The sequence below is a fragment of the Rhodococcus sp. P4_E4 genome (assembly GCF_056401575.1).
The window spans coordinates 160736-184153 of sequence record NZ_JBFUJB010000012.1; the positions used below are offsets into that span (position 1 = coordinate 160736).

Consider the following 23418-nt stretch of genomic DNA (forward strand, 5'->3'; position numbering starts at 1 on the left):
CACCCACAACTCAATCCGACAACCAACATATGGAGACCCCATGAGCACGGAAACCACCACCTTCAGCGGAATCGTCCCGCCGATCGTCACACCACTGACGCTCGAGGGCGAGGTCGACACCACGTCGCTCGAATGCCTGCTCTCACTGCAGATCGAAGCCGGAGTCGACGGCTTGTTCGTCCTCGGTTCCTCGGGTGAGGTCGGTTACCTCACCGACGCTCAGCGCGCCCAGGTGGTGCAGACGGCCATCGGTCACGTCGGCGGCCAGGTACCGGTCCTCGTCGGAGTGAACGACATGACTACCAACCGGGTCATCGCCGTCGCAGAGCAGGCGCGCGAAGCGGGTGCGGATGCCATCGTCGCGACGGCGCCGTTCTACGCGATCACCGACGCAGCCGAGACGGCAACGCATTTCCGCTCCATCCACGCCGCAGTGGATCTTCCGTTGTTCGCCTACGACGTCCCGGTTCGTGTCCACAGCAAGCTCAGCCCGGCAATGCTGGTCGAGCTCGGTCGCGAGGGAGTCATCGCCGGCGTGAAGGATTCGAGCGGCGACGACGTCAGTTTCCGTATGTTGCTCCGTCAGTCGGCCGGGCTCGAAAACTTCGCCGTCTTCACCGGGCACGAGGTAGTCGTCGACGGATGCCTGCTGATGGGTGCTTCGGGCGCTGTGCCCGGCCTGGCGAACGTGGACCCGCACGGCTACGTGCGACTGTGGCGCGCTGCGCAGGCAGGAGACTGGGCGGCGGCGAAGGCCGAGCAGGATCGACTCACCGATCTGTTCTCCATCGTCGAGGCACCGACACCGGGTCGCGTCAGTGCCGGTGCCGCGGGTCTGGGCGCATTCAAGACGGCTCTGGCCCTGCGCGGCGTCATCACCGGCAACACGATGTGCGCCCCGATGCTCTCGCTCGACGAGTCCGAGACCGCAACGATCAAGGTCGTTCTGGAACAGGCGGGGCTCCTCTGACATGACATCTGGGCAGAAGCGATGGATCGGCATCGACATCGGCGGCACCAAAGTGGCTGCCGCGGTGGTGACGTCCGACGGAGACGTGATCGACACCGTTCGTGCGGCAACACCGACGGCCGGTAGGGAGGCTGTTCTCGAGACCGCCACCGCGTTGGTCGACCGTCTGAGGGCGAATCACCCGGTAGCCGGAATCGGAGTCGGTGCACCGGGAATCATCGATCGGGTGCGTGGCCGCGTCGTCTTCGCCTCCGACATTCTGTCCGGATGGAGTGGCGCCGAGGTTCGCGGGGAACTCGAGGCGCACTCGGGTCTACCGGTGACGGTGGACAACGACGTGCGCGCGATGGCCCACGGCGAGAACATGATCGGCGCCGGTCGTGGTCGAAGCTCTGCACTGTTCGTCTCGATCGGTACCGGAATCGGTGGCGCGTTGACCGTGGGCGGACAGCTGTACCACGGTGCCCACGGAACAGCCGGCGAGCTCGCGCATCTGCTGGTTCCGGTCCCCGGGGCGATAGGTTGCGGATGCGGTAGAACCGATCACCTCGAGGCAGTCGCCTCTGGCCCGGCGATGGCGGCCGAGTACGCAGCGCGGGCGGGTGTGCCCACTCAACCGTTGCAGAAGGTGGTGGCACTCATGCGCTCCGGCGATCCGATCGCCCGTGCCGTGGTCACCGACGCCGGTACTCTGCTCGGCCGAGTCCTGGGCGGCGTCGCCACCGCATTCGATCCCGAGGTGATCGTCATCGGCGGCGGCGCAGCCCAGATCGGAGCCGACCTCTTGTCGCCGCTGACGTCCGCTTTCCGGGTGGAAGCGATGGGTCCGATTGCCGAAACCGCCATTCTTCCTGCCCGTTTGGGCACCGATGCGCCGCTCGTCGGAGCTGCGCTCCTGGCCGCCGCAACACGAATCGAGGTAACACCGTGACTGTCGAAGAACTGCTCACGATCATCAGCGGGAAGCTGATCGTGTCCTGTCAGGCCGGACACGGCCATGCCTTGCGCGACACCGGGACCATCGAGAGGATGGCCCGCGCCGCGGTCGACGGCGGTGCAGTGGCGATCCGCTGCGGCGGTGTGGGCGGAACCCCGGATGTCGCCGCAGTCGTGTCGGCAGTGAAGGTACCGGTGATCGGTTTGACGAAGATCGGCTCGGAGGTCGTGTTCATCACGCCGACAAGGGAATCAGCCCTCGAAGTCGTGGATTCGGGTGCGCAGATCGTGGCTGCCGATGCCACGCTGCGACCGCGTCCGGACGGGCTGACCTTTGCCGACACCGTCGACGCGGTCCATGATCGCGGCGGCCTCGTCATGGCTGATTGTGGAACACTCGAGGACGGCATCGCTGCCGCCGCGGCGGGTGCCGACATCATCTCCAGCACACTGGCGGGATATACCGAGAACAGCCGACGGCTGGCAGGCCCGGACCTGGAGCTGGTTTCGGAACTGCGGCAGGCACTTCCAGATGTAGTCCTCATCGCCGAGGGGCGATACCACAGCCCGGAGGATGCGGCACGCGCCATCGCCCTGGGTGCAGACTCGGTGGTTGTCGGAACCGCAATCACGGATCCGGCGTTCATCACGTCGAAATTTGCAGCCGCAGTATCGGGCGCCGAAAGGCAGAGGGTGTGACCCCGACGTCGAAGGCTTTGAAGTCCAAGACTGCTGAACGGATTCGACTGGAGACTTTGCTCGTAGACTCGTCGACGCCGATCCGGTGGGTCTTCACCGGCGACAGCATCACTCAGGGATTGACGCACACCGACGGTCATCGAAGTTACGTCGAACACTGCGCCGAGCGCGTCCGTGGTGAACTTTCCTTGTTCAACCACGTCCTTGTCAACACCGGGGTGAGCGGCAATCGATCCTCCGATGTGCGTGCGGGTTTCGCACACCGCATCGAAGTGTTCGAACCCTCGGTGGTGTTGATCATGCTCGGTACGAATGACGCATTGGATGGCGAAGAAGGACTGGAGCGGTTTCGAGACGACCTCTCGGACATGATTTTCCGGACGCGAGCGATCGGTGCGGTGCCGATCCTCCAGACGCCGCCACCGATCGACGTCGAGAATGCGCCCACCAGAGCGGGATTGGTTCAGTACGTCGAGGTCGTGCGGCAGGTTGCCGCCTCGACGCGCGTTGTGTTCGTCGACCACTACGCGCAGTGGACGGCCCATTCTCCCGAGGGCCCACCGCCGGCTCTCCTGGCTGACGCGTTCCATCCGAACGAACAAGGGCACTACGTGCTCGCGGACGCCGTGCTCCGTGAGTTGTCGATCGCGGATACCGAAGTTCCCGTTGTACCGCAGGTGATGTCGTGATACTTCGTGGACAAATTCTGCGTGGACAATTGGTGACCGGTGGTCGATTGCTCTCGGACGGGGTTGTCGAGATCTCCGGTGATCGTGTGGTGTGGGCCGGACCCGCGTCGCAGCGAACCGACCCGTTACCCGAACGGGCAGCTGCGGGAACAACGATCATTCCGGGTTTGGTGGACGTTCACTGCCACGGCGCCGGCGGATTCGGTTTCCCCGAGGCAGACGAGTTCGGATCAACCGTGGCTGCCGATCACCATCGGACGAACGGCACGACCTCGGTGATCGGCTCGCTCGTCTCCGCGCCGCCGCAGATCCTGCGCAGTCGCATCGAGCTCCTGGCAGGACTGGTGGACGAGGGCACGCTGGCCGGAATTCACCTGGAAGGTCCATTCCTTTCGGTACTCCGTTGTGGCGCCCAGGATCCCGACAGCATTCTCGACGGCGACCCGGCTCTGCTCGAGTCGCTGCTCGAAGCCGGCCGTGGGCACATTCGCTCGATGACGATCGCTCCGGAGACAGCACACTTCGACGAACTTGCCTCATTGCTGGAGCGTCACGGTGCCGTCGTGAGTATCGGACACACCGATGCGTCCAACCCGATTGCGACACGTTCGATCGCACACTCGGCGCATGCACCGCTCAGTGCCACTCACCTGTTCAACGGTATGGCTCCGATGCATCACCGTGCTCCCGGCGCAGTGGCGGCATGTCTTGCCGCGGCTGCGAAAGGACAGATGGTGGTCGAGTTGGTCGGGGACGGAGTACATCTGGCCGACGAGACGGTAGCGACGGTGTTCGATCTTGTCGGTCCGCATCAGATCGCGTTGGTCTCCGACGCGATGGCTGCCGCCGGAATGCCCGACGGCCGTTACCCACTCGGGCCTCTCGACGTCGACGTGGTCGGTGGCGTGGCGCGATTGGCCGGCCAGGGGGAAACGGCCATTGCCGGCGGGACGAGTCGGTTGATGGACATAGTCCGCCGGGCTGTCAATCACGCCGGCGTCGATCTGCTTTCGGCTGTCATCGCAGCGACAGCAACGCCTGCTTCGCTGATGGGGCTGGCCGGAATGGTCGGCGATCTCGTGCCGGGTTGCCGCGCCGATCTGATCGTCACCGGTCCAGAACTCGAAACCCGCGCCGTCATGGCCGCTGGGAACTGGCTCATGAACTACACCGAAAGCTGAGGAATCAACCGATGGAAATTGTCATTGTCGACAGTGCGGAGGCGGCCGGCACCGTTGTTGCCGACATCTTCGAACACGCGGTGCATTCAGGTGCACGGACTTTGGGCCTGGCGACAGGATCTTCACCGCTCTCTGTCTACCGCGAACTCGCGCGCCGTCACCGCGAGGACGGGTTGAGTTTTGCCGGCGTGCAGGCGTTCCTGTTGGACGAATACGTAGGCCTGCCGGAAGGCCACCCGGAGTCGTATGCCCAGGTGATCCGCACCGAACTGGTGAATCACCTGGACCTGGACGCGGCAAGGGTATTCAGCCCCGACGGCACCGCGCCGGATCCATTTGCCGCCGCGGCAGCCTACGACCGGGCGATTGCGTCGAATGGTCCGGTGGACGTACAACTTCTGGGCATCGGCGGCAACGGTCACATCGGTTTCAACGAACCGACGTCCTCGCTGAATTCGAGGACCCGGGTCAAGACGCTGACGGAACAGACTCGAACCGACAACGCCCGATTCTTCGAGAGTCCGGACGAGGTACCACGGCACGTGATCACCCAGGGCCTCGGAACTATCTGCGAAGCAAATCATCTGGTGATGATCGCAACCGGCGAGCGCAAGGCCGCTGCGGTTGCCGCTGCCGTCGAGGGGCCGCTGGCCGCGGTGTGCCCGGCATCGGTCCTCCAACTGCATCCACACGCGACGGTGGTGATCGACGATGCAGCGGCATCACAGCTTCGGCTCACCGAGTTCTACAAAACGGTGTCTGCGCACAAACCGCTTGCTCAGCACTACTGAGATATCGGGCTAGACGGGCTCTCGCGTCTTCTCGAGGCCGAGTGCCATTTCGGGAGTGAGTAATTGGAAGTCGGATTCTCCGCGCCGGCGGATCCACACCGGATCGGGTGTGTTCCAGCGTTCGGCGCTCTGCGTTCGAGTGACCACCTTGAACGTCGCCGTTCTCGGGAACTCACTGCACACGCGGATCAAGGTCGGCTTCTGCTTCGGCCCGAGTTCCGGCCGGGAATCGATGTATTCGGCTACGGCTACCGGGTCGAAGTTGTCGACGTCGCCGACCGGAATCACCGACGCCATGACGCGGTCGCCGACATCGCTGTCGGGTACTGCGTACACGGACACCTGCGCGAAGCCCGGGTAACCGACGAGCGATCGTTCGATGGGTGCGGCGCCGATGTTCTCGCCGTCCACTCGTAGCCAACCGGAACTGCGTCCCGCGAAGTAGACGTAGCCGTCGACGTCGGTGTACGCCAGATCGCCACTCCAGTACTGGCCGTTGCGCATTCGCTCGGCGTCGGCTTCCGGGTTCTTGTAGTACCCGGCGAATGTGCCTGGGCCGGTGACGTTGACCAGTTCACCGGTTGCCTCGTCGGCATTGGTGATCCGGCCGTCAGCGTCGAAGACTGCAGGCGGGCATGGGGCTCCGGTCTCGGGATCGAGGATCTTGACTCCGTCCGGGAGAAGTCCGAGGGCGCCGGTCCTCGGCACCGGCGCCGCGGAAATCGAAATGCCGCCCTCGGTGGAACCGAACCCGTCGATGACGCGGGCATCGAAGCGCCGGATGAAGGTGGCGACGGCGGGCGCCGAACCCTCGTTGCCGTACATGATCTTCAAGGTGTTCTCCCGCTCGTTCGGCACCTCGGGGGTGGAAGCGATGAAGGACAACGGCTTTCCGACGTAGTTGGAGTACGTGATTCCGTACTTGTGAACGTCGGGCAGAAAGCCCGAAGCGGAGAACTTGCGGCGCATGGCAATTCCCGCACGAGCGTGCAGCGCGACCGTCCACGCCGCCATCATGGCGTTGGAATGGAACATGGGCATCGCCATGTAGACGACGTCGTCGGCGCCGAGCCCGAAACGATCGGCAAGCATGACTCCGGGAGAGGCCAACTTGTGGTGCGTGCACCGAACCGCTTTGGGATCACCGCTTGTTCCGGAAGTGAAAATGAGCATCAACAGATCATCGGGCTGCGCCGTCGACGCGTAGGCCGGCGTATCGGCGAAGGGCGCCAACAATTGCGTCCAGGCCGGAGAATCCACGTTGATCACCCGGACGTCACCGAGATCGACGTCGTCGAGTAGATGTGCCTGGTTGTTCTCGGTGAAGATGACCTGGCAGTCGGAGAGTTGGATGTCTCGCGCCAATGCCGGGCCGCGCCTGGTCGTGTTCAGGCCGGCAGCAACCGAACCCGAGAACGATGCTGCGCCGAGCAATAGTGAGAATTCGGGGACGTTCTCCATCAGAAGACCGAAATGCCGGGGGCGCGTTCGATCGAGCAGCGTGTCCAGCAGCGCTGCTCGATCGAACGAGCCTTGAATGTGCTCGCGCCAGGTGATGACCTGGTCCTCGAAACGGATACCGCGGTCGTCGATCTCGCTGACTCCGAGGAGTAGATCGGAAACAGTGGGGCTCTGACTCATAGCTGCATCATCATCGATTCGTCTCGGACCAGGTCATGGATTTCCACTCGGTGGGACGCACTCAGGCAGGAACTGCGGCAAGTTCCTTGCCCAGTGCGCGAAGCTGATCTGTTGCGTTGCCGAGCAGGAACTCGTGATGCTTGGCCGCGAGGAAGTAGCGGTGAACCGGATGGTCCTCGTCCAGACCAACGCCGCCGTGAACGTGAACAGCGGTGTGCCCGACGCGGTGTCCCGCATCTGCAGCCCAGAACTTGGCCGTCTGCACGGCCCCGTCGGACGGAAGTCCTTCGCTCAGACGCCACGCTGCGGCCCAGAGAGTCAGGCGCACGCCCTTGACGTCGATGTATCCGTCGGCGAGGCGCTGGGCCACGGCCTGGAAACTACCGATCGGACGGCCGAACTGTACACGCTCGGTGGCGTATTCGGCGGTCAGCTTCAGCGCTTGATCGAGCACCCCGTACTGGTAGGCGCTGGAACCGAGCTGAATTCGTTCGACGATCCATGCCGCGATGTCGGATCCTTGGGCAACCGAGCCGAGAACACGATCGGCCGGGATCTGCACCGAATCGAACTCGACCAGGGCCGCACTCGAGAAATCCGTGGTCGATTGCCTGGTAATGCTCACGCCCGCGTCCGACGGTTCGACGAGGAAGACCGCGACACCGTCCTCGGTGATGGCAGGGACGAGGAACAGATCTGCGAGCGGAGCACTGTCGACGGTGATCTTGGCTCCGTCGATGCGCCAACCATCGGCGGTCTTCTCGGCACGCGTGATCGGGTGTGCCGGGTCGTCGTTGTATTCCTCGGCGAGGGCCGCGGTGAGTATCTTCTCACCGGCAGCGGCAGCGCTTGCCCAGTCGTCGCGCTGCTTGTCCGAGCCGAATTCGGCTATCGCTGCGGCGGACCCGACGATGGACGTCAGGAACGGAACAGCTGCGACGCCGCGGCCGAGTTCGGCCAGGATGCTGCACTGCTCGAGGACACCGAATCCGTCGCCGCCCACCGATTCCGGAAGGGCCGCGCCGAGAACGCCGGCCGAAGCCAGTGCATTCCACAAGAGGGCATCGAAACGGTCTTCGGCGGCGTCGAGTTCACGAAGGCGGTCGTTGGTGACCAGTTCGGCGACGACGGATCGTGTCAGTCCGGACAGGTCCTGCTGGGCCTCGGTAAGGGTGAATTCCATGATCGTTGGTCCTTATCGCTTCGATGCGGGAAGCCGCAGAGCTGTCATTCCGATGATGTCGCGTTGCACTTCGTTGGTACCGCCGCCGAACGTCAGGATCAGCGAAGAACGATGCATGCGTTCGATGCGTCCACGTAGAAGAGCGCCGGGGGAGTTCTGCCTGATCGTGGCGGAGGATCCGAGGATCTCCATCAGCAAGCGGTAAGCCTCGGTGGCGAATTCGGTACCGAACACCTTGTTGGCCGACGCCGCTTCGGGACCGGGAGCGTGATCGGTTGCGGAGGCGATTTCCCAGTTCATCAACTTCAGGTACTCGGCCTTGGCATGCACGCGAGCCAGATTGATCTGCACCCATTCCTGGTCGATCATGCGTCGGCCGTCGGGCAGCTTGGTGTTCTGTGCCCACTCGCGGACCTCACGCTGCGCGGTCAGAATCGGTCCGGCCGAGGTGAGGGCAACACGCTCGTGGTTGAGCTGATTGGTGATCAGTGCCCAGCCGCCGTGTTCCTGGCCGACTATCGACGACGCCGGGACCCGTACGTCCTGGTAGTAAGTGGCGCTGGTGTCGGGGCCGGCCATGGTGTGAACCGGGGTGTAGGAGAAGCCTTCTGCGGTGGTCGGGACGATCAGCATGCTGATTCCCTTGTGCTTCTTGGCTTCCGGATCGGTGCGGCACGCCAACCACACGTAGTCGGCGTACTGGATCAGGCTCGTCCACATCTTCTGCCCGTTGATGACGTAATCGTCACCGTCACGGACGGCCGACGTGCGCAGAGACGCCAAGTCGGTGCCGGCCTCGGGCTCGGAGTAACCGATCGCGAAGTGGAGCTCACCGCGGGAGATCTTGGGCAGGAAGAAGGCCTTCTGCTCGTCCGTCCCGAAATGCATGATTGTCGGCGCTACGGAATTGATCGTCAGGAACGGCACGGGCGCACCGGCAATGGCAGCTTCGTCGGTGAAGATCAGCTGGTCCATCGCGGAGCGTTCCTGTCCGCCGTACTCTTTCGGCCAACCCAGCGTGAGCCAGCCGTCCTGGCCCATCTGCGCGACGACTTCGCGGTACACATTGCCTTCGCCGTACTCACCCGTCGTGGCAGCGAGTGCTTCACGCCGCTCGGGAGTCATCAGTTGTGCGAAGTAGGCACGCAACTCCTCCTGGAGCTGTTGCTGCTCAGGGGTGTAGGTGATGTGCATGGTTACCTCTCCATAGAGATACGAATCAAAGCGCCAACCATTCGATTGACACAGGTTCTATCGATGCGTACATCGGCGACAAGGGACGCTCTCGCCGTGTCCGGCGGATCGTTCGACGTCCGTTCTCGGTACTTTTTCGAATCATTGCACACGACTGAAACAGGTTCTAGTGTTATCGCCAGGAACGGTGTGCGGCACAGCCCTGCGGCACTCGTTTCGTATCCGTGTTCGCGCCAGTAGTAGTGAGTAGAGAAGAGGAATCGCCATGGAGGTCAGGGTTGATCTGGACCGTTGCGAGGCAAACGGTGTGTGCGTAGGGATCGCACCCGATATTTTCGACCTCGACGACAACGAGGAGCTCGTGATCAGTTCCGTGCGTCCGCCGGAGGATCGCTGGGAAGATGTCCGTTCCGCGATCGCTCAGTGCCCGCGTGCGGCGCTGACCGAACATCCGTGACGATGGTTGCCCAAAACAAGAACACGTTCTAAAGTTGCGAACTCGTGGGTCACGGCAATCGAGCCGGGTAACTCGACACACGACCGCAGAGAACCGGGAGAGCGCTTCGATGAATGCTGTGAACAGCCCAGAAACCAGTCTCGAAGGCAAGGTCGCCATCGTGACCGGTGCCGGATCGGGGCTCGGAAAGTTCGAGGCCATCGGTCTGGCGAAGGCCGGTGCGTCGTTGGTCGTCAACGATCTGGCCCCGAACGAGGCCGTCGAAGCAACGCTCGAGGAGATCCGCGGTCTCGGCGCCAAAGTCGAATTCGTGGCAGGCAACGTCGGTGAGCGTTCTACCGCCGACGCACTGATGGAAGCAGCGCAGGGGCAGTTCGGCAGTGTCGATATTGTCGTCAACAATGCCGGCGTCGTGCGCGACCGGATGCTGTTCAACATGTCCGACGAAGACTGGGATCTGGTACTCGAAGTTCATCTTCGCGGCCATTTCCTCCTGTGCCGCAACGCCGCTGCCTACTGGCGGGCGAAATCCAAGGAAGCCGGGGCGCCGGTGTACGGGCGCATCGTCAACACTTCTTCGGAGGCGGGCCTTCTCGGACCGGAAGGGCAGCCCAACTACGGCGCTGCAAAAGCCGGAATCACGGCGCTGACGTTGTCGGCCGCACGTGGGCTCTCGCGCTACGGCGTTCGGGCCAACGCGATCTGCCCGCGGGCACGGACGTCGATGACCGAAGGTGTGTTCGGTGACGCGCCGGCCGACGGCATCGATCCGCTCTCGCCCGAGCATGTGGCATCGCTCGTCTCGTACCTGGCGTCACCGGCGGCCGACGCCGTCAACGGTCAGGTATTCGTGGTGTACGGACCGATGGTTGCGCTGATGGCGGCGCCCGTCGTCGAGCAGCGGTTCGACGCAGAGGGAGATTCCTGGTCGCCGGAAACGCTGTCCGCGGTGATGGGTGACTACTTCGCTGACCGTGACCCGGCAAAGATGTTCTCGGCATCGGCGGCCCTGCGCGCGTTGGGCTGATCGACGGGTCTGATTCTCAGGTGCGCGACACGTAGAACCGTTGTTCACACTTAGACGGTCTACGTGTCCACTTCCTGGTAGAAATAGCGTGTTCACGAGTCGGTGGGCGCGGCACTCTGCCTGCGTTCTACAACGAGACCAACGGTCTCGAAAAAACTAGACTGTGTTCCAATTTTGCATTCCTGTGAACGATGCGATATTCGATCGACGTGCCCGGTCAAGGCTGGCGCGGTAGCAGGGTCTCGATCCGGCGCCGATAAGCGCTGATCATTCAAAAGTATTAATTTCCAGGATATTTCGGCGAAATTCGCACCGAAAAGGGATGCTTCCCATGGCCCGAACCTTCGGGTTTCGGATCGTCGCCGTGAGGCTACTTCTTAGAGTTGGACACTTGTTTTTGACAGGTGAACACGTTCTAGTTAATATGACCTGAGTCACAAGCTGTCGGGGGCTGGACTATGAGAACAGACAGTACTGCGGCAACCAAGGACGAGGAGGGCGAATGGTAGACCTCGTCGAGGTGCCATTACGAGCGGTCGGTGGCTTCTTTCAGATGTCCGCCCAAACCTTGAGGGCAGTCTTCTCCCGCCCCTTCCAGCGTCAAGAGTTCATCGATCAGGCCTGGTTCGTGGCGCGAGTCTCGATGGTGCCGACGGTGCTGGTCGCAATCCCGTTCACGGTGCTGGTCAGCTTCACCATCAACATTCTCTTGCGCGAGATCGGTGCAGCCGACCTCAGCGGTGCCGGAGCTGCGCTCGGTACCGTCACACAGGTCGGCCCCATCGTCACCGTGCTGATCGTCGCCGGCGCCGGCGCAACCGCCATCTGCGCGGACCTCTCGGCCAGAACCATTCGCGAAGAGATCGACGCCATGAAGGTGCTCGGTATCAATCCGATCCACCGGTTGGTCGTTCCCCGGGTGCTCGCGTCGACGGGAGTGGCGCTGCTCCTCAACGGACTGGTCTGCACCATCGGCATCCTCGGCGGTTTCGTCTTTTCCGTGTTCATCCAGGACGTGAATCCCGGCGCCTTCGTCAACGGCATCACACTGCTCACCGGATTCGGTGAGCTCATGCTCTCCATGGTCAAAGCAGGACTGTTCGGCATGATCGCCGGCCTGGTTGCGGCCTACCTCGGACTCAACGTCAAGGGCGGCGCCAAGAGCGTCGGTGACGCGGTCAACCAGACCGTCGTGTTCGCGTTCATGGCGCTCTTCGTCGTCAACGTGCTCATCACGACCATCGGTATCAAGTTGACGGCCGGATGAGGTACACGGCAGTCGGAGAGATCGAAGTGAACAGAACGACGAACGACGGACGGGAGGAGATCTGATGGCGTTGGCCGCAGCGGGACGCTTCCCGCGCACACGTCGACAGATCGGCTCGATCTCTCGCAGTATCGACAGCATCGGTGATCAAGCGCTGTTCTTCGCGAAGGCTCTCGGTCACGCTCCCAAGGCGCTGATGCGCTATCCGCGTGAAACTCTGCGACTGATCGCCGAGATCAGCATGGGCACCGGTGCGCTCGCCGTCATCGGTGGCACCGTCGTGATCGTCGGATTCCTGACGCTGTTCACCGGTGGCACCATCGCCGTTCAGGGCTACAGCTCGCTGGGCAACATCGGTGTCGAAGCACTCACGGGCTTCTTCGCCGCCTTCATCAACGTTCGCATCGCAGCGCCGGTCATCGCCGGAATCGGCCTCGCCGCGACCATCGGCGCCGGCTCCACCGCGCAGCTCGGTGCGATGCGCGTCTCCGAAGAGATCGACGCCCTGGAGACGATGGCGATCCCGTCGATTCCGTATCTGGTCAGCACCCGCGTCATGGCCGGCATGATCGCGATCATCCCGCTGTACTCACTGGCGGTGATCGCGTCGTTCGTCGCCAGCCGCTTTGCGACGGTGTTCCTCTACAACCAGTCCGGCGGCGTGTACGACCACTACTTCACGACCTTCCTGATACCCACGGACATACTGTGGTCGTTCGCCCAGGCGATAGTCATGGCGCTGGCCGTCATGCTCATCCACACCTACTACGGCTTCAACGCAACCGGTGGCCCGGTCGGCGTCGGTGTCGCGGTGGGTAACGCAGTGCGCGCCTCGTTGATCGCGGTCGTCACGGTCACCCTGCTCATCTCACTCGCCATCTACGGCGGGTCCGGCAACTTCAACCTGTCGGGATAGGCGGGCAAGCGATGACCGTACCCAGATGGCACAAGAAGTTGGCCGCAGCCGGCCTGGTCCTCGGACTCGTGGCGATCGTCGCCGTTGCTCTCACCATGTTCTCGGGTGGGTTCACCAAGAGCACGCCCATCACCGTGACGTCCACGCGTGCCGGCCTGGTCATGGAACCGAATGCCAAGGTGAAGCTGCGCGGAGTGCAGGTCGGCCGCGTCGAATCGATCTCCCTCGTCGGCGACCAGGCAAACCTGAAGCTGGCGATGGATCCGGGCCAGATGTCGAAGATTCCGTCGAACGCCCGGGTGGAAATCAAGACCACCACGGTGTTCGGTGCGAAGTACGTCAACATCGTGATTCCCGACGATCCGTCGACCCAGCCGATCCAGGAGGGTGCTGTCATCGCCTCGGACAGCGTCACCGTCGAGTTCAACAGTGTCTTCGAACATCTTTCGGACGTGCTCGCGAAGATCGAACCGGAAAAGCTCAACGCCACACTCGGCGCGATCTCCACTGCGCTCAACGGGCGCGGCGAGTCGCTGGGTGAGGTTCTCGAGCTCGGTGACACCTATCTGAAGAAGATGAATCCGGTTCTGCCGCAGCTCCAGGAAGACTTGGTCGGCGCCGCCGATGTCACCAACCTGTACGCCGACGTGGCACCGGATCTGATGCGCATCCTCGACAATGCCACCGCGACAAGCGGATCGATCGTGGCCGAGCAGGCAAACCTCGACTTGCTGTTGCTCAACGTCACCGGCCTCGCGGACACCGGCAACGCGTTGTTGACCGACAACGAGCAGAACCTGACCACCGCCCTCGACACTCTGACCGCGACGACGACCCTGCTCGACAAGTACTCGTCGGGTCTGACGTGCTTCATCGTCGGGTTGAACGACGGCCGGATCAAGTTCGAGCCGCTGGCAGGCACCGGGGACAAAGCGGCACTGATGCTGAGTGCGAGCTTCATGTACGGTGCCGAGGCGTACCAGAACCCGCAATCTCTCCCCAAGGTCGCGGCCTCCGGTGGACCCAATTGTTATGGTCTGCCCGAATTTGATCCGAAGGTCGACGGGCATGCCCCGTTCGCAGTCACCAACACCGGCAACGTGCCTTTCGTTCCCAACACCGAACTGCGCGTCACCGTGCCGACCATTTTCCAGTATCTCTTCGGTGACTCCTACGAGCAGGAAGACGGGAAGTGATGAGACCGACCACGGTCAAGCTGCTGATTTTCACCGTCGTCATGGCGGTCATCTTCGCCGGACTGGCGATCGTCTTCAGTCAGGTGCGCTTCAGCAGCAGCAACGGATTCCACGCCACCTTCTCGGACGTCTCGGGACTCAAGTCCGGCGACAAGGTACGTATCGCCGGTGTTCCGGTCGGGTCGGTCACCGGAGTGTCCATCGGTGACTCCAACCAGGCCGAGGTCGAGTTCGACGTCGATACCAAGTACTCACTGATGAAGAGCACCAAAGCGACTGTGCGCTACGAGAACCTGGTGGGCGACCGCTACATGGAACTGCTCGAGGGCGCTGGTTCCACCGAGACGCTTTCGTCAGGTGGATCGATTCCAGTCGACCAGACGTCGCCCGCGCTCGATCTGGATCTGCTGCTCGGCGGATTCAAGCCGCTGCTTCGCTCTCTCGACCCCCAGCAGGTCAACGACCTCTCCGGGGCCCTGCTCCAAGTACTCCAAGGCCAGGGTGGAACATTGGTTTCGCTTCTGGGAAACACCAGTTCGTTCACCAGCACGTTGGCGGACCGAGATCAGCTGATCGGGGACGTCATCACCAACCTCAACGACGTACTCGGCACGATCAACGACAAGGGTGATCAGTTCTCCACCACGATCGATCAGCTCCAGCAGTTGGTCAGTGGATTGGCGAAGGACAGTGGCCCGATCGGTAATTCGATCACCGAGATCGCCGGCGCGACCGGAGATCTCGCATCGCTGCTGCAGGCGACACGTCCGGACATCCAGACCCTGATCGGGGAGACCAACCGAACGATGACGCAGCTGGACCTGGGCAAGGACGACATCAATACCGCTCTCGGTCGTCTGCCGTCCGACTACCGGAAGCTGATCCGAGTGGGCACGTACGGAGCGTTCTTCCAGTTCTATCTGTGCGCCAACACTTTCAAGTTCTCCGGACCTGACGGAACGACGATCATCTTGCCCACGGCAGTGCAGGACACGGGAAGGTGCGCAAAAGTCTCATGACCCCTACCCGTGAACGCAATCCGGTACAGATCGGTGTCATCGGTCTCGTCCTGGCGGTGGCAACAGTGGGTGCCGCGCTTCAATACGATCAACTCCAGTTCATCAACGGCGGCATTCGCTACTCGGCGTACTTCCAGGATGCCGGCGGCCTGGTCACAGGCGACGACGTCACCATGGCCGGCGTGAAGGTCGGCAAGGTCAGCGATGTCGAACTCGACGACCAGAAGGTGCTGGTCACCTTCACCGTTCAAGACGGTGTCGCCCTGGGCGAGCAGACCGCGGCCGACATCAAGACCAACACGGTTCTCGGCCGAAAGTCGTTGGCGGTGCGGCCGGAAGGATCCGGACTGCTGCGCACGGACACGCCGATTCCGGTGGAACGCACCAACTCCCCGTACTCACTCAACGACGCTCTAGGTGACCTCGGTACCACGGTGTCCGAACTCGACACGGAACAGATCAACGATTCGCTCAACGCGATCTCGGACACCCTGGCCGATACTCCGCCAGAACTTCGCACCGCATTGGACGGAATGACGCGGCTTTCGCAGAGCATCAACTCACGCGACGAGAGCCTGCTCCAATTGCTCTCGCGGGCCGAAGATGTCACCAAGATCCTCTCCGACAGAAGCGGTCAGATCGATTCGTTGCTGGTTGACGGAAACAAGCTGTTTGCCGAACTCAGCTTGCGGCGTGACGCGATCAGCGAACTGATCGTCAACACCGGCGCAGTCTCACGTCAACTGTCAGCGCTTGTGCAGGAGAACGAGGCTCAGATGGGGCCGACCCTCGAGAAGCTGAATTCGGTCGCCGAGGTTCTTCAGCAGAACAAGGACAACATCGCCGGGGCGCTCGACGGCCTCGGACCGTACATCACCGCGCTCGGCGAGACCGTGGCCAGCGGCCCGTTCTTCGATGCCTTCATCATCAACATTCTGCCGAGTAACTGGTGGAAGACCTTGGTGGACACCAGCGTCGCGCCCGAGCAGGTTCCGGGCGACCTGGAAGACTTCTTCCCCGGCATTCCACCGACGATCAGGGGGCCGGGAGAATGACCGAGACCATGACTTCACACGATTCACAGGGCTCCACCAACCCACGCAAGAAGTGGGTGCTGATCGGAGCGGGTGTGCTGGTCGCGCTGCTCGTGGCGGGTGCGGCCTACCTCTTCATCCCTGGCCTGGGCAAGACCAAGATCTCCGCGCACTTCGTCTCGACGACAGGTCTCTACGAGGGCGACGTCGTGCGAGTGCTCGGTGTCAACGTCGGCAAGGTGACGAAGATCGAACCGCGTGATCGGGACACGTACGTCGAGATGAAGATCGACTCGAGCGTCGACGTTCCGGCAGATGCCAAGGCGCTCATCGTTGCTCAAAGCCTCGTGTCTGCACGCTTCGTGCAATTGACCCCCGTGTACTCCGGCGGGGAACAGATGCCCAATGGCGGCGAGATCCCGATCGAGCGCACCGCCGTTCCGGTGGAGTGGGACGAGATCAAGACCGAACTGACCAAACTGTCGGACGCACTCGGACCGGAGGGTCTGGACGATCAGGGTTCCCTCGGCCGATTCATCGACACCGTGGGAACGAACCTCGACGGCAACGGCGAGTCGATTCGGTCGACGTTGCGCGAACTCTCGGCCACGATGCACACGCTGTCCGAAGGCCGGACCGATTTGTTCTCCACCATTCGGAACCTGCAGGCGTTTGTCACTGCGTTGTCCTCGAGTAACGAGCAGATCGTGCAGTTCAGCGGTCACCTCGCTTCGGTGACAAGCGTTCTCGCAAGCAGCTCCGACGAGTTGGGTACCGCCCTCAGCGATCTCGACCTGGCGGTGGGCGACGTTCAGCGGTTCGTCAAGGACAACAGCGAGGGACTGAGCGAATCGGTCGCGCGTCTGGCCGATGCCACCCAGGTACTGACGGACAAGCGCCCGGAGATCGAGCAGGTTCTGCACTCCGGACCGACGTCGCTTGCCAACTTCTATCAGATCTACAAACCGGCTCAGGGCAGCATGACCGGCGCAATTGCACTGAGTAACTTCAAGAATCCAATCCAGTGGATCTGTGGTTCCATCGAAGGCATCGACAGTGGTAACTCCCAGAACAGTGCCGACCTGTGTAAGCAGTACCTCGGGCCGGTGCTCAGCACGATGATCGGCAACTACCCCGGATTCCTGTTCAACCCGGTCGCGGGCGTGCAGGCTTTCCCGGATCAGATCGTCTACACCGAACCGGGATTGGAAGCGGCAAGTCAGAATCAGCCGGAAACTGTCGCAGGACCGATGTCAGGTGCTCCCATGACGAGTGTTCCCAAGGATCTCGCCGAACTCTTCAACATGGGCGGAGGGAACTGATGCGGGTAGCTCGCAAGACCACGGTTGCCGTGTTGGCCACGGCAGTGGCACTCGGCGCCAGCGGTTGTGAATGGAACGGTCTCAACTCTGTGCCGATGCCAGGAACTCAGGGCCGGGGCGAAGGCGCATACGAGGTCCAGATCGAGATGCCGAACGTGACTACGCTGTCGCAGAATTCGCCCGTCCGGGTGGATGACGTTGCAGTGGGAAGCGTTTCGAACATCGAGGTTCAGGGCTGGCACGCTCTGGTGACGGTGTCGCTGAATCCCGAGGTTCAGTTGCCTGCCAACGCGACGGCAAAAATCGGCCAGACCAGCTTGCTCGGCTCTCAGCACATCGAGTTGGCACCGCCGGTTGGAGAAGAGCCCGAGGGCCGACTCGAAGCCGGTGACCTGATTCCGATCGAGCGGGCGGGCGCTTACCCGACGACGGAACAGACGCTGTCGTCGCTGTCCGTTGTTCTCAACGGCGGCGGTCTCGCTCAGGTTCAGGACATCACGAAGGAACTCAACGCGGCTCTCGGTGGGCGTGAAGATTCCGTTCGAGACCTCCTGCCTCAGCTCGATCAGCTGGTCGGAAGTCTGGACAAGCAACGAGGCGACATCGTTTCGGCGATGGAAGGACTCGATCGACTGTCCTCGACCGTCCAGGCACAGCACGACACCTTGAACAAAGCGCTCGAAGGTATTCCGCCGGCACTCGAGGTTCTTGTCGCTCAGCGTCAGGACATCACCAACGCGTTGACCTCCCTCGGTGGTCTCAGCGAGGTGGCGAGCCGTGTCATCCAGGAGAGCGGCGACGATTTCGCGACCAACGTTCGGGCTCTTTCGCCGACTCTGAAGGCCTTGGCGGATTCGGGTAATGCTCTCACTCAAGTTCTCGGAGTCCTCTTGACGTTCCCGTTCCCACAGAACGGAATCGACAACGTCATCCGCGGTGACTACGCCAACCTGGCGATGACCATCGACATCTCGCTGCCCCGACTCGACGCGAACTTCCTCACTGGAACTCCGTTGGCAGGAACACTCTCCGGCCCGGAAGGTGTGTTGGGTAAGCAGGCCGGGCTCGCCGGACAGACAGGCAACCCGTTGAGCGATCCGCTCAAGCCTGCCGCACCGCCGGCCCAGGCTCCCGCCGAACAGGCTCCCGCTGCGCAGGCCCCGGCAGCGGATCCGAATACCATTCAGATTCCGGGACTTCCGCCGATCAACATTCCAGGACTTCCTCAGGGGGCACCGGCACCATGATGCTCACAAAGTTCGTCCGTATCCAGCTCATCATCTTCGCCGTCTTGACGGTTGTCGGTTTGATCGTGATGGCCACTCAGTACGTGCGTGTTCCGGCGATGGTCGGTATCGGCCGTTACGACGTCACTGTCGAATTGCCCGCCACCGGTGGGCTGTACAAGAACTCGAACGTCACGTACCGCGGTCAGACCATCGGTGTCGTGAACGCGGTGGAGCTCTCGGAGACGGGTGTGAATGCGCGACTGTCTCTCGAGAGTGGCGTCAAGGTTCCGTCGGACGTCGATGCTGCGGTCAAGAGTGTGTCGGCGATCGGCGAGCAGTTCGTCGACCTGATTCCGCACACCGACAGCTCCGGAGCGATCGTCGTCGACGGGCATCTGGAAAACGGATCGGTGATTCCCGAAGACAGAACCAGCATTCCGCAGGATGTCGGCGCGATGCTCGATCAGGCAGATCTGTTGCTGCAGAGCATTTCCGACACCAAGCTCAAGACCGTCATCGACGAATCCTTCAAGGCGTTCAACGGTGCCGGCCCGGATCTGCAGAAGCTGATCGACTCGGCTCGGCTGTTCGTCGAGGAGGCGAACAACAACTCCGACGCGACCAAGACGCTGATCGAGCAGGCCGGTCCACTCCTGGACACTCAGGTGGTCAGCAGCGACGCCATCCGTTCCTGGACAAGCAATCTGGTGACGTTCACCGACCAGCTCCGAGCCAGCGACCCTGATCTGCGTGCCGTCATCCAGAAGGGTCCGGCCGCAGCGGCGGAGGCGAATGCTCTTCTGCAAGACATGCAGCCGACATTGCCGATTCTTCTGGCGAACCTCGTGTCCGTCGGACAGGTCGGCGTGATCTACAACAACGCGATCGAGCAGATTCTGGTCATCTACCCGCCGCTGGCCGCAGCGCTGGTCACGGTGGCAGGCTCCGGCCCGGCTGCGGATGGTGCACTGGTGGACTTCCACATGGAGGTCAACGACCCGCCGCCGTGCACTACAGGATTCCTGCCCGCAGAGCAGTGGCGCAGTCCGAAGGACGAATCACCGATCGAGACGCCGTCGGATCTCTTCTGCCAGGTTGCCCAGGATTCGCCGATCGCCGTGCGCGGCGCGAGAAACCTTCCCTGCGAGGAGTATCCGGGACGTCGTGCGCCGACGGTCGAACAGTGCCGTTCCGGCTACGTACCGATGGGCACGAACCCGCAATCCGGGCCTCCGGAACCGATTACCGCGACCCCGAGCTCGTACACGTCGACGCCTTCGGTCTCGGCTCGTCGGTACGATCCGATTACAGGCACGTACATCGGGCCGGACGGAAGGACGTACTCGCAACCGAACCTCGGTGGCGGCGACGTCAGTCTCGAACAGTTCATGAAGGGTCAGCAGGGTTGATGACAGACGAAGATCCACAGGCCGGGCAGCGGGTGCGCCGTCGCGCGTCCCGCAGCGCCGGACCCACGGGTGCGGATGCAGACGCTGCCGCGGTAGTAGTGCCCACCGAAAAGAAGTCGGCCGAACAGAAGTCGGCTGAGCAGAAGGTGGCGGCGCCAGTTGCTTTGGGCAAGCCCGATACTCCACCTGAGAAGGTCGTCAGCGGTGATCAGGTCGCGACCAAGGCTGAGCCGACCGGTACCACCGAAACCCCCGCAGAAACTGCTGTGGACACCCCTGTTCGTTCGAAGCCCAAGGCCGGGCTGGTAGTCGGGATCGCCGTTGCTTCGGTGATCGCTGTTGCTCTTACGGCCCTGACGGTGTTTCTTCTCGTCGACCGGAACAAGGCGTCCAATGCCGACGAGGACCGAGCGCGCTACGTGGCCGGTGCCCGGACCACCGCACTGAATCTGACGACATTGCACGCGGATACAGCGGCTGCCGACCTCGACAAGTTCCTCGCCGGCACCACCGACGAGTTCAAGTCGCAGTTCGACGGACGCAAGGATTCGTTTGTCAACGTCCTCGGGCAGGCCGGAGTTCAGACCGACGGCGAGGTACTCGAAGCCGGGTTCGAGAAGTCCGACGGCGATTGCGGGACTTCATTGGTCGCGGTGCGTGCGATGCAGAAGAACGGCGACGAAGCGCCCGCTGAACGCAACTACCGACTCCGAATCACCATGTGCGACGTCGACGGGCAGTTGCTTGCCTCGAATGTGGAGTTTGTGCCATGACCCCAGAAGTAATCTCCGAGACGTCCAAGCCCAAGCGCGTCTCACCGCTCGCCATCGTTCTGTGCGTCATCAGTGCAGTGGCCATCGCGTTGGCGGCAGTGTCGGCGTATCTCTACTTCGGTCCGGGTGGAACGCGTGACATTGCGGCGATCGATCAGACCAGAGACGAAGTGGCACAGGCCTCTTCCGATCAGGCGGTTGCGATGTTCCAGTACGACTACAACAACGTCGACCAGCAGTTGCACGCGGCCACAGACGGTTTGACGGGCGATTTCCAGGGCACGTTCACCAACCTGATCGAATCGGTGATCATTCCGGGAGCCAAGGAAAAGTCGCTGACCGTTCAGGTAGTCGTCCAGGGCGCCGCGGTTCTCGACGCCGAGGCAGACAGTGCGACGACGATGCTGTTCCTCAATCAGATCACCACGTCTTCGGAATCACCCGAAGCCGTCGCCAGTGGTAGTCGCGTCAAGATGAGTCTGGAGAAGCAGGACGGGCGTTGGCTCGTGAACAACGTTCAACCCTTCTGATCGATCACCTGAAACAGGCTGGGGTCGATCACCTGAAACAGGCTGGGGCCGCGGAGATTAACTCTCCGCGGCCCCAGCCTTTGTGCACTGTCCTCAGTGGTCTTGTGCTTCGGCCGGGGCGATCAGCGCCGGACCTGCGGCACCGCCGTGCGCGAGCGCGTCGAGGAACGAGCGTGCCCAGCGGTCGACGTCGTGGGTCAGGACCTGACGACGTAGCGCACGCATGTGGCGTCGGCCGTCCTCTCGCGGTTGATTGAGGGCCTTCTCCATCGAATCCTTGACGTCGTCGAGGTCGTGGGGATTGCACAGGAAAGCCTGGCGGAGTTCTGCTGCAGCGCCGGTGAATTCGCTGAGCAGCAATGCGCCGCCCAGATCACTGCGGCAGGCGACGTACTCCTTGGCGACCAGGTTCATACCGTCACGCAGCGGCGTGACCAGCATGAGGTCGGCAGCGACGAAGAACGCGACCAGTTCGTCGCGTGGAATCGGCCGATGGATGTAGTGGACGACGGGGCGACCGACTTCGCTGAACTCGCCGTTGATCCGGGAGACCTTCTGCTCGATGTCTCCGCGCATCTGTACGTAGCTTTCGACGCGTTCGCGGCTCGGGGTCGCCAACTGCACCATGACCGTGTCGGCGGGATCGATGCGCTTCTCCATGAGAAGTTCGTGGAGTGCGGCGAGCCTGACGTCGATGCCCTTGGTGTAGTCGAGGCGGTCCACGCCCAGCATGATGTGCTTGGGGTTTCCGAGTTCTTTGCGAATCTGCTTGGCGCGGTCTCGAATTGCCTTGGTGCGTGATAGCTCGTCGAGCTTGCCGGAGTCGATGGAGATGGGGAATGCACCGACGCGGACGCTACGGAAACCTACTTGCACCACACCGAGTTTGGAGCGGACGCCGACGGTTCCGCGTGAAGTCTGCTGTCCGGCGAGGCGTCTGGCCAGATAGAGGAAGTTCTGTGCGCCACCCGGAAGGTGGAAGCCGATGAGGTCGGCGCCGAGGAGGCCTTCGACGATCTCGGTGCGCCACGGCATCTGCATGAACAGCTCGACCGGGGGAAACGGAATGTGCAGGAAGAATCCGATGGTGAGGTCGGGGCGCAGCATCCGCAGCATCTTCGGTACCAACTGCAGCTGGTAGTCCTGGATCCAGACGGTTGCGCCCTGAGCCGCTGCCTTGGAAGTGGCTTCGGCGAACCGCCGATTCACCTCGACGTAGGCGTTCCACCATTCGCGGTGGTACTCGGGTTTGACGATGACGTCGTGGTAGAGCGGCCAGAGGGTGGCGTTGGAGAACCCCTCGTAGTACTCGTTGATCTCCTCGGCGCTCAGCGGCACGGGGTAGAGCTCGAGTCCGTCTTCGACGATGGGGTCGAGATCGGCGTCCGGCACGCCCGCCCAGCCCACCCACGCGCCCTGATTGCTGCGCAGGATCGGCTCGAGAGCGGTGACCAGTCCACCGGGGCTCCGCTTCCAGCGGGTGGTGCCGTCGGGAAGCCGTTCCAAGTCGACGGGCAGGCGGTTCGCTACGACGACGAACTCAGCCTGCCCGGACACGGTGTCACCGGTCGAAGAAGCAGGTGCGCTGTCAGAAAGGGTTGAACTGGTCGAATCCGGACTGACAGGCACGTGGTTCCTTCTCGGTCGGTGAGGGAAAGATTCAGTCGAGCTTGGCGGCGGGAGAGATACCGAGCATCGAGAGCAGCATCCTGCACTCGTCGGCATCCTCCGCGTATGCAGCGACAACGTGCTGCGCCATGCGCGCTGTTTCCTCGGCGACGGTCTCGATTTCCTCGTCCGCGATCTCGGTTTCGACGGTCGTGTTCTCAGCCATCATGTTCCTCTCGTGCTTGCCTGCACGGCGCAAGCAATGTTTCTTACTCGCGACTCTATGAGAACTGGGCGTGTCGACGCTAGTTGCTCATGTATTAGGGTCGACTTACTTATCTCTGTAC

Annotated in this window: 23 protein-coding genes; 18 read left to right on the forward strand and 5 right to left on the reverse strand. The window is 62.4% G+C overall.

The features are described 5' to 3' along the window. The first annotated feature begins 40 nt into the window (after positions 1-40). The 6 genes from AC1DVN_RS15565 to nagB are packed head-to-tail and all read left to right on the forward strand — an operon-like array spanning position 41 to position 5266. The gene (locus AC1DVN_RS15565) at positions 41-970 is read left to right on the forward strand and encodes a dihydrodipicolinate synthase family protein (RefSeq protein ID WP_477994001.1); all 930 of its coding nucleotides are present in this window, start codon (positions 41-43) and stop codon (positions 968-970) included. Position 971: 1 nt separating this feature from the next. Further along, positions 972-1901 carry an ROK family protein gene (locus AC1DVN_RS15570; RefSeq protein WP_021332427.1) on the forward strand — a complete coding sequence of 310 codons (930 nt, stop codon included), beginning with the start codon at positions 972-974 and terminating at the stop codon, positions 1899-1901. Beyond that, positions 1898-2605: an N-acetylmannosamine-6-phosphate 2-epimerase gene (locus AC1DVN_RS15575; RefSeq protein ID WP_021332428.1), complete on the forward strand. Its 708-nt coding sequence runs from the start codon at positions 1898-1900 to the stop codon at positions 2603-2605. Before AC1DVN_RS15570 ends, AC1DVN_RS15575 begins: the two co-directional genes overlap by 4 nt. Next, on the forward strand, positions 2602-3294 hold the full coding sequence (locus tag AC1DVN_RS15580) for an SGNH/GDSL hydrolase family protein (RefSeq protein ID WP_021332429.1): 693 nt from the start codon (positions 2602-2604) through the stop codon (positions 3292-3294). The genes AC1DVN_RS15575 and AC1DVN_RS15580 overlap by 4 nt, the downstream gene beginning before the upstream one ends. Further along, positions 3291-4475, forward strand: a complete 1185-nt coding sequence (locus AC1DVN_RS15585; RefSeq protein WP_021332430.1) for an N-acetylglucosamine-6-phosphate deacetylase — start codon at positions 3291-3293, stop codon at positions 4473-4475. The genes AC1DVN_RS15580 and AC1DVN_RS15585 overlap by 4 nt, the downstream gene beginning before the upstream one ends. A gap of 11 nt (positions 4476-4486) precedes the next feature. Continuing rightward, the gene (gene nagB / locus AC1DVN_RS15590) at positions 4487-5266 is read left to right on the forward strand and encodes a glucosamine-6-phosphate deaminase (RefSeq protein WP_021332431.1); all 780 of its coding nucleotides are present in this window, start codon (positions 4487-4489) and stop codon (positions 5264-5266) included. Positions 5267-5275: 9 nt separating this feature from the next. On the opposite strand, the gene AC1DVN_RS15595 is transcribed toward nagB, so the two are convergent. The 3 genes from AC1DVN_RS15595 to AC1DVN_RS15605 form a co-directional block, all read right to left on the reverse strand. After that, entirely contained in the window at positions 5276-6907 is a 1632-nt protein-coding gene (locus AC1DVN_RS15595; RefSeq protein ID WP_092764631.1) for a long-chain-fatty-acid--CoA ligase, read from the reverse strand. A gap of 61 nt (positions 6908-6968) precedes the next feature. Continuing rightward, complete coding sequence (locus AC1DVN_RS15600; protein ID WP_021332432.1) at positions 6969-8090, reverse strand: acyl-CoA dehydrogenase family protein; 1122 nt, start codon at positions 8088-8090, stop codon at positions 6969-6971. 12 nt (positions 8091-8102) lie between these two features. Continuing rightward, on the reverse strand, positions 8103-9284 hold the full coding sequence (locus AC1DVN_RS15605; RefSeq protein WP_003945878.1) for an acyl-CoA dehydrogenase family protein: 1182 nt from the start codon (positions 9282-9284) through the stop codon (positions 8103-8105). Between the two features lie 265 nt (positions 9285-9549). Here AC1DVN_RS15605 and AC1DVN_RS15610 point away from each other — a divergent pair, with 265 nt between their 5' ends. From AC1DVN_RS15610 to AC1DVN_RS15665, 12 genes are all read left to right on the forward strand, one after another. Then, positions 9550-9741, forward strand: a complete 192-nt coding sequence (locus AC1DVN_RS15610) for a ferredoxin (RefSeq protein ID WP_007734330.1) — start codon at positions 9550-9552, stop codon at positions 9739-9741. A 109-nt stretch (positions 9742-9850) separates the two neighbouring features. Further along, on the forward strand, positions 9851-10768 hold the full coding sequence (locus AC1DVN_RS15615; RefSeq protein ID WP_007734334.1) for a 3-oxoacyl-ACP reductase: 918 nt from the start codon (positions 9851-9853) through the stop codon (positions 10766-10768). A 502-nt stretch (positions 10769-11270) separates the two neighbouring features. Then, a complete protein-coding gene (locus tag AC1DVN_RS15620) occupies positions 11271-12035 on the forward strand; it encodes an MlaE family ABC transporter permease (RefSeq protein WP_003945687.1) in 765 nt (254 codons plus the stop codon). Between the two features lie 64 nt (positions 12036-12099). Further along, positions 12100-12951: an MlaE family ABC transporter permease gene (locus AC1DVN_RS15625; protein ID WP_003945759.1), complete on the forward strand. Its 852-nt coding sequence runs from the start codon at positions 12100-12102 to the stop codon at positions 12949-12951. 11 nt (positions 12952-12962) lie between these two features. Beyond that, positions 12963-14147 (forward strand): MCE family protein, encoded by a 1185-nt coding sequence (locus AC1DVN_RS15630; RefSeq protein WP_003945815.1) that lies wholly within the window; start codon positions 12963-12965, stop codon positions 14145-14147. Continuing rightward, positions 14147-15166, forward strand: a complete 1020-nt coding sequence (locus tag AC1DVN_RS15635; RefSeq protein WP_019746999.1) for an MCE family protein — start codon at positions 14147-14149, stop codon at positions 15164-15166. Before AC1DVN_RS15630 ends, AC1DVN_RS15635 begins: the two co-directional genes overlap by 1 nt. Continuing rightward, on the forward strand, positions 15163-16221 hold the full coding sequence (locus AC1DVN_RS15640) for an MCE family protein (RefSeq protein ID WP_003945728.1): 1059 nt from the start codon (positions 15163-15165) through the stop codon (positions 16219-16221). The genes AC1DVN_RS15635 and AC1DVN_RS15640 overlap by 4 nt, the downstream gene beginning before the upstream one ends. Further along, entirely contained in the window at positions 16218-17522 is a 1305-nt protein-coding gene (locus tag AC1DVN_RS15645) for an MCE family protein (protein ID WP_477994002.1), read from the forward strand. Before AC1DVN_RS15640 ends, AC1DVN_RS15645 begins: the two co-directional genes overlap by 4 nt. Then, positions 17522-18769, forward strand: coding sequence for an MCE family protein (locus AC1DVN_RS15650; protein ID WP_477994003.1), 1248 nt, complete (start codon positions 17522-17524; stop codon positions 18767-18769). The genes AC1DVN_RS15645 and AC1DVN_RS15650 overlap by 1 nt, the downstream gene beginning before the upstream one ends. Then, positions 18766-20160 (forward strand): MCE family protein, encoded by a 1395-nt coding sequence (locus AC1DVN_RS15655; RefSeq protein ID WP_020906318.1) that lies wholly within the window; start codon positions 18766-18768, stop codon positions 20158-20160. Before AC1DVN_RS15650 ends, AC1DVN_RS15655 begins: the two co-directional genes overlap by 4 nt. Next, positions 20160-20933, forward strand: a complete 774-nt coding sequence (locus tag AC1DVN_RS15660; protein WP_477994004.1) for a hypothetical protein — start codon at positions 20160-20162, stop codon at positions 20931-20933. The genes AC1DVN_RS15655 and AC1DVN_RS15660 overlap by 1 nt, the downstream gene beginning before the upstream one ends. Further along, complete coding sequence (locus AC1DVN_RS15665) at positions 20930-21463, forward strand: twin-arginine translocation pathway signal (protein WP_477994005.1); 534 nt, start codon at positions 20930-20932, stop codon at positions 21461-21463. The genes AC1DVN_RS15660 and AC1DVN_RS15665 overlap by 4 nt, the downstream gene beginning before the upstream one ends. 93 nt (positions 21464-21556) lie before the next feature. Here AC1DVN_RS15665 and AC1DVN_RS15670 read toward each other — a convergent pair whose 3' ends face one another. Next, positions 21557-23020: an alpha,alpha-trehalose-phosphate synthase (UDP-forming) gene (locus AC1DVN_RS15670; RefSeq protein ID WP_020906320.1), complete on the reverse strand. Its 1464-nt coding sequence runs from the start codon at positions 23018-23020 to the stop codon at positions 21557-21559. 103 nt (positions 23021-23123) lie between these two features. Then, the gene (locus AC1DVN_RS15675) at positions 23124-23297 is read right to left on the reverse strand and encodes a hypothetical protein (protein WP_020968508.1); all 174 of its coding nucleotides are present in this window, start codon (positions 23295-23297) and stop codon (positions 23124-23126) included. Positions 23298-23418 lie beyond the last annotated feature (121 nt).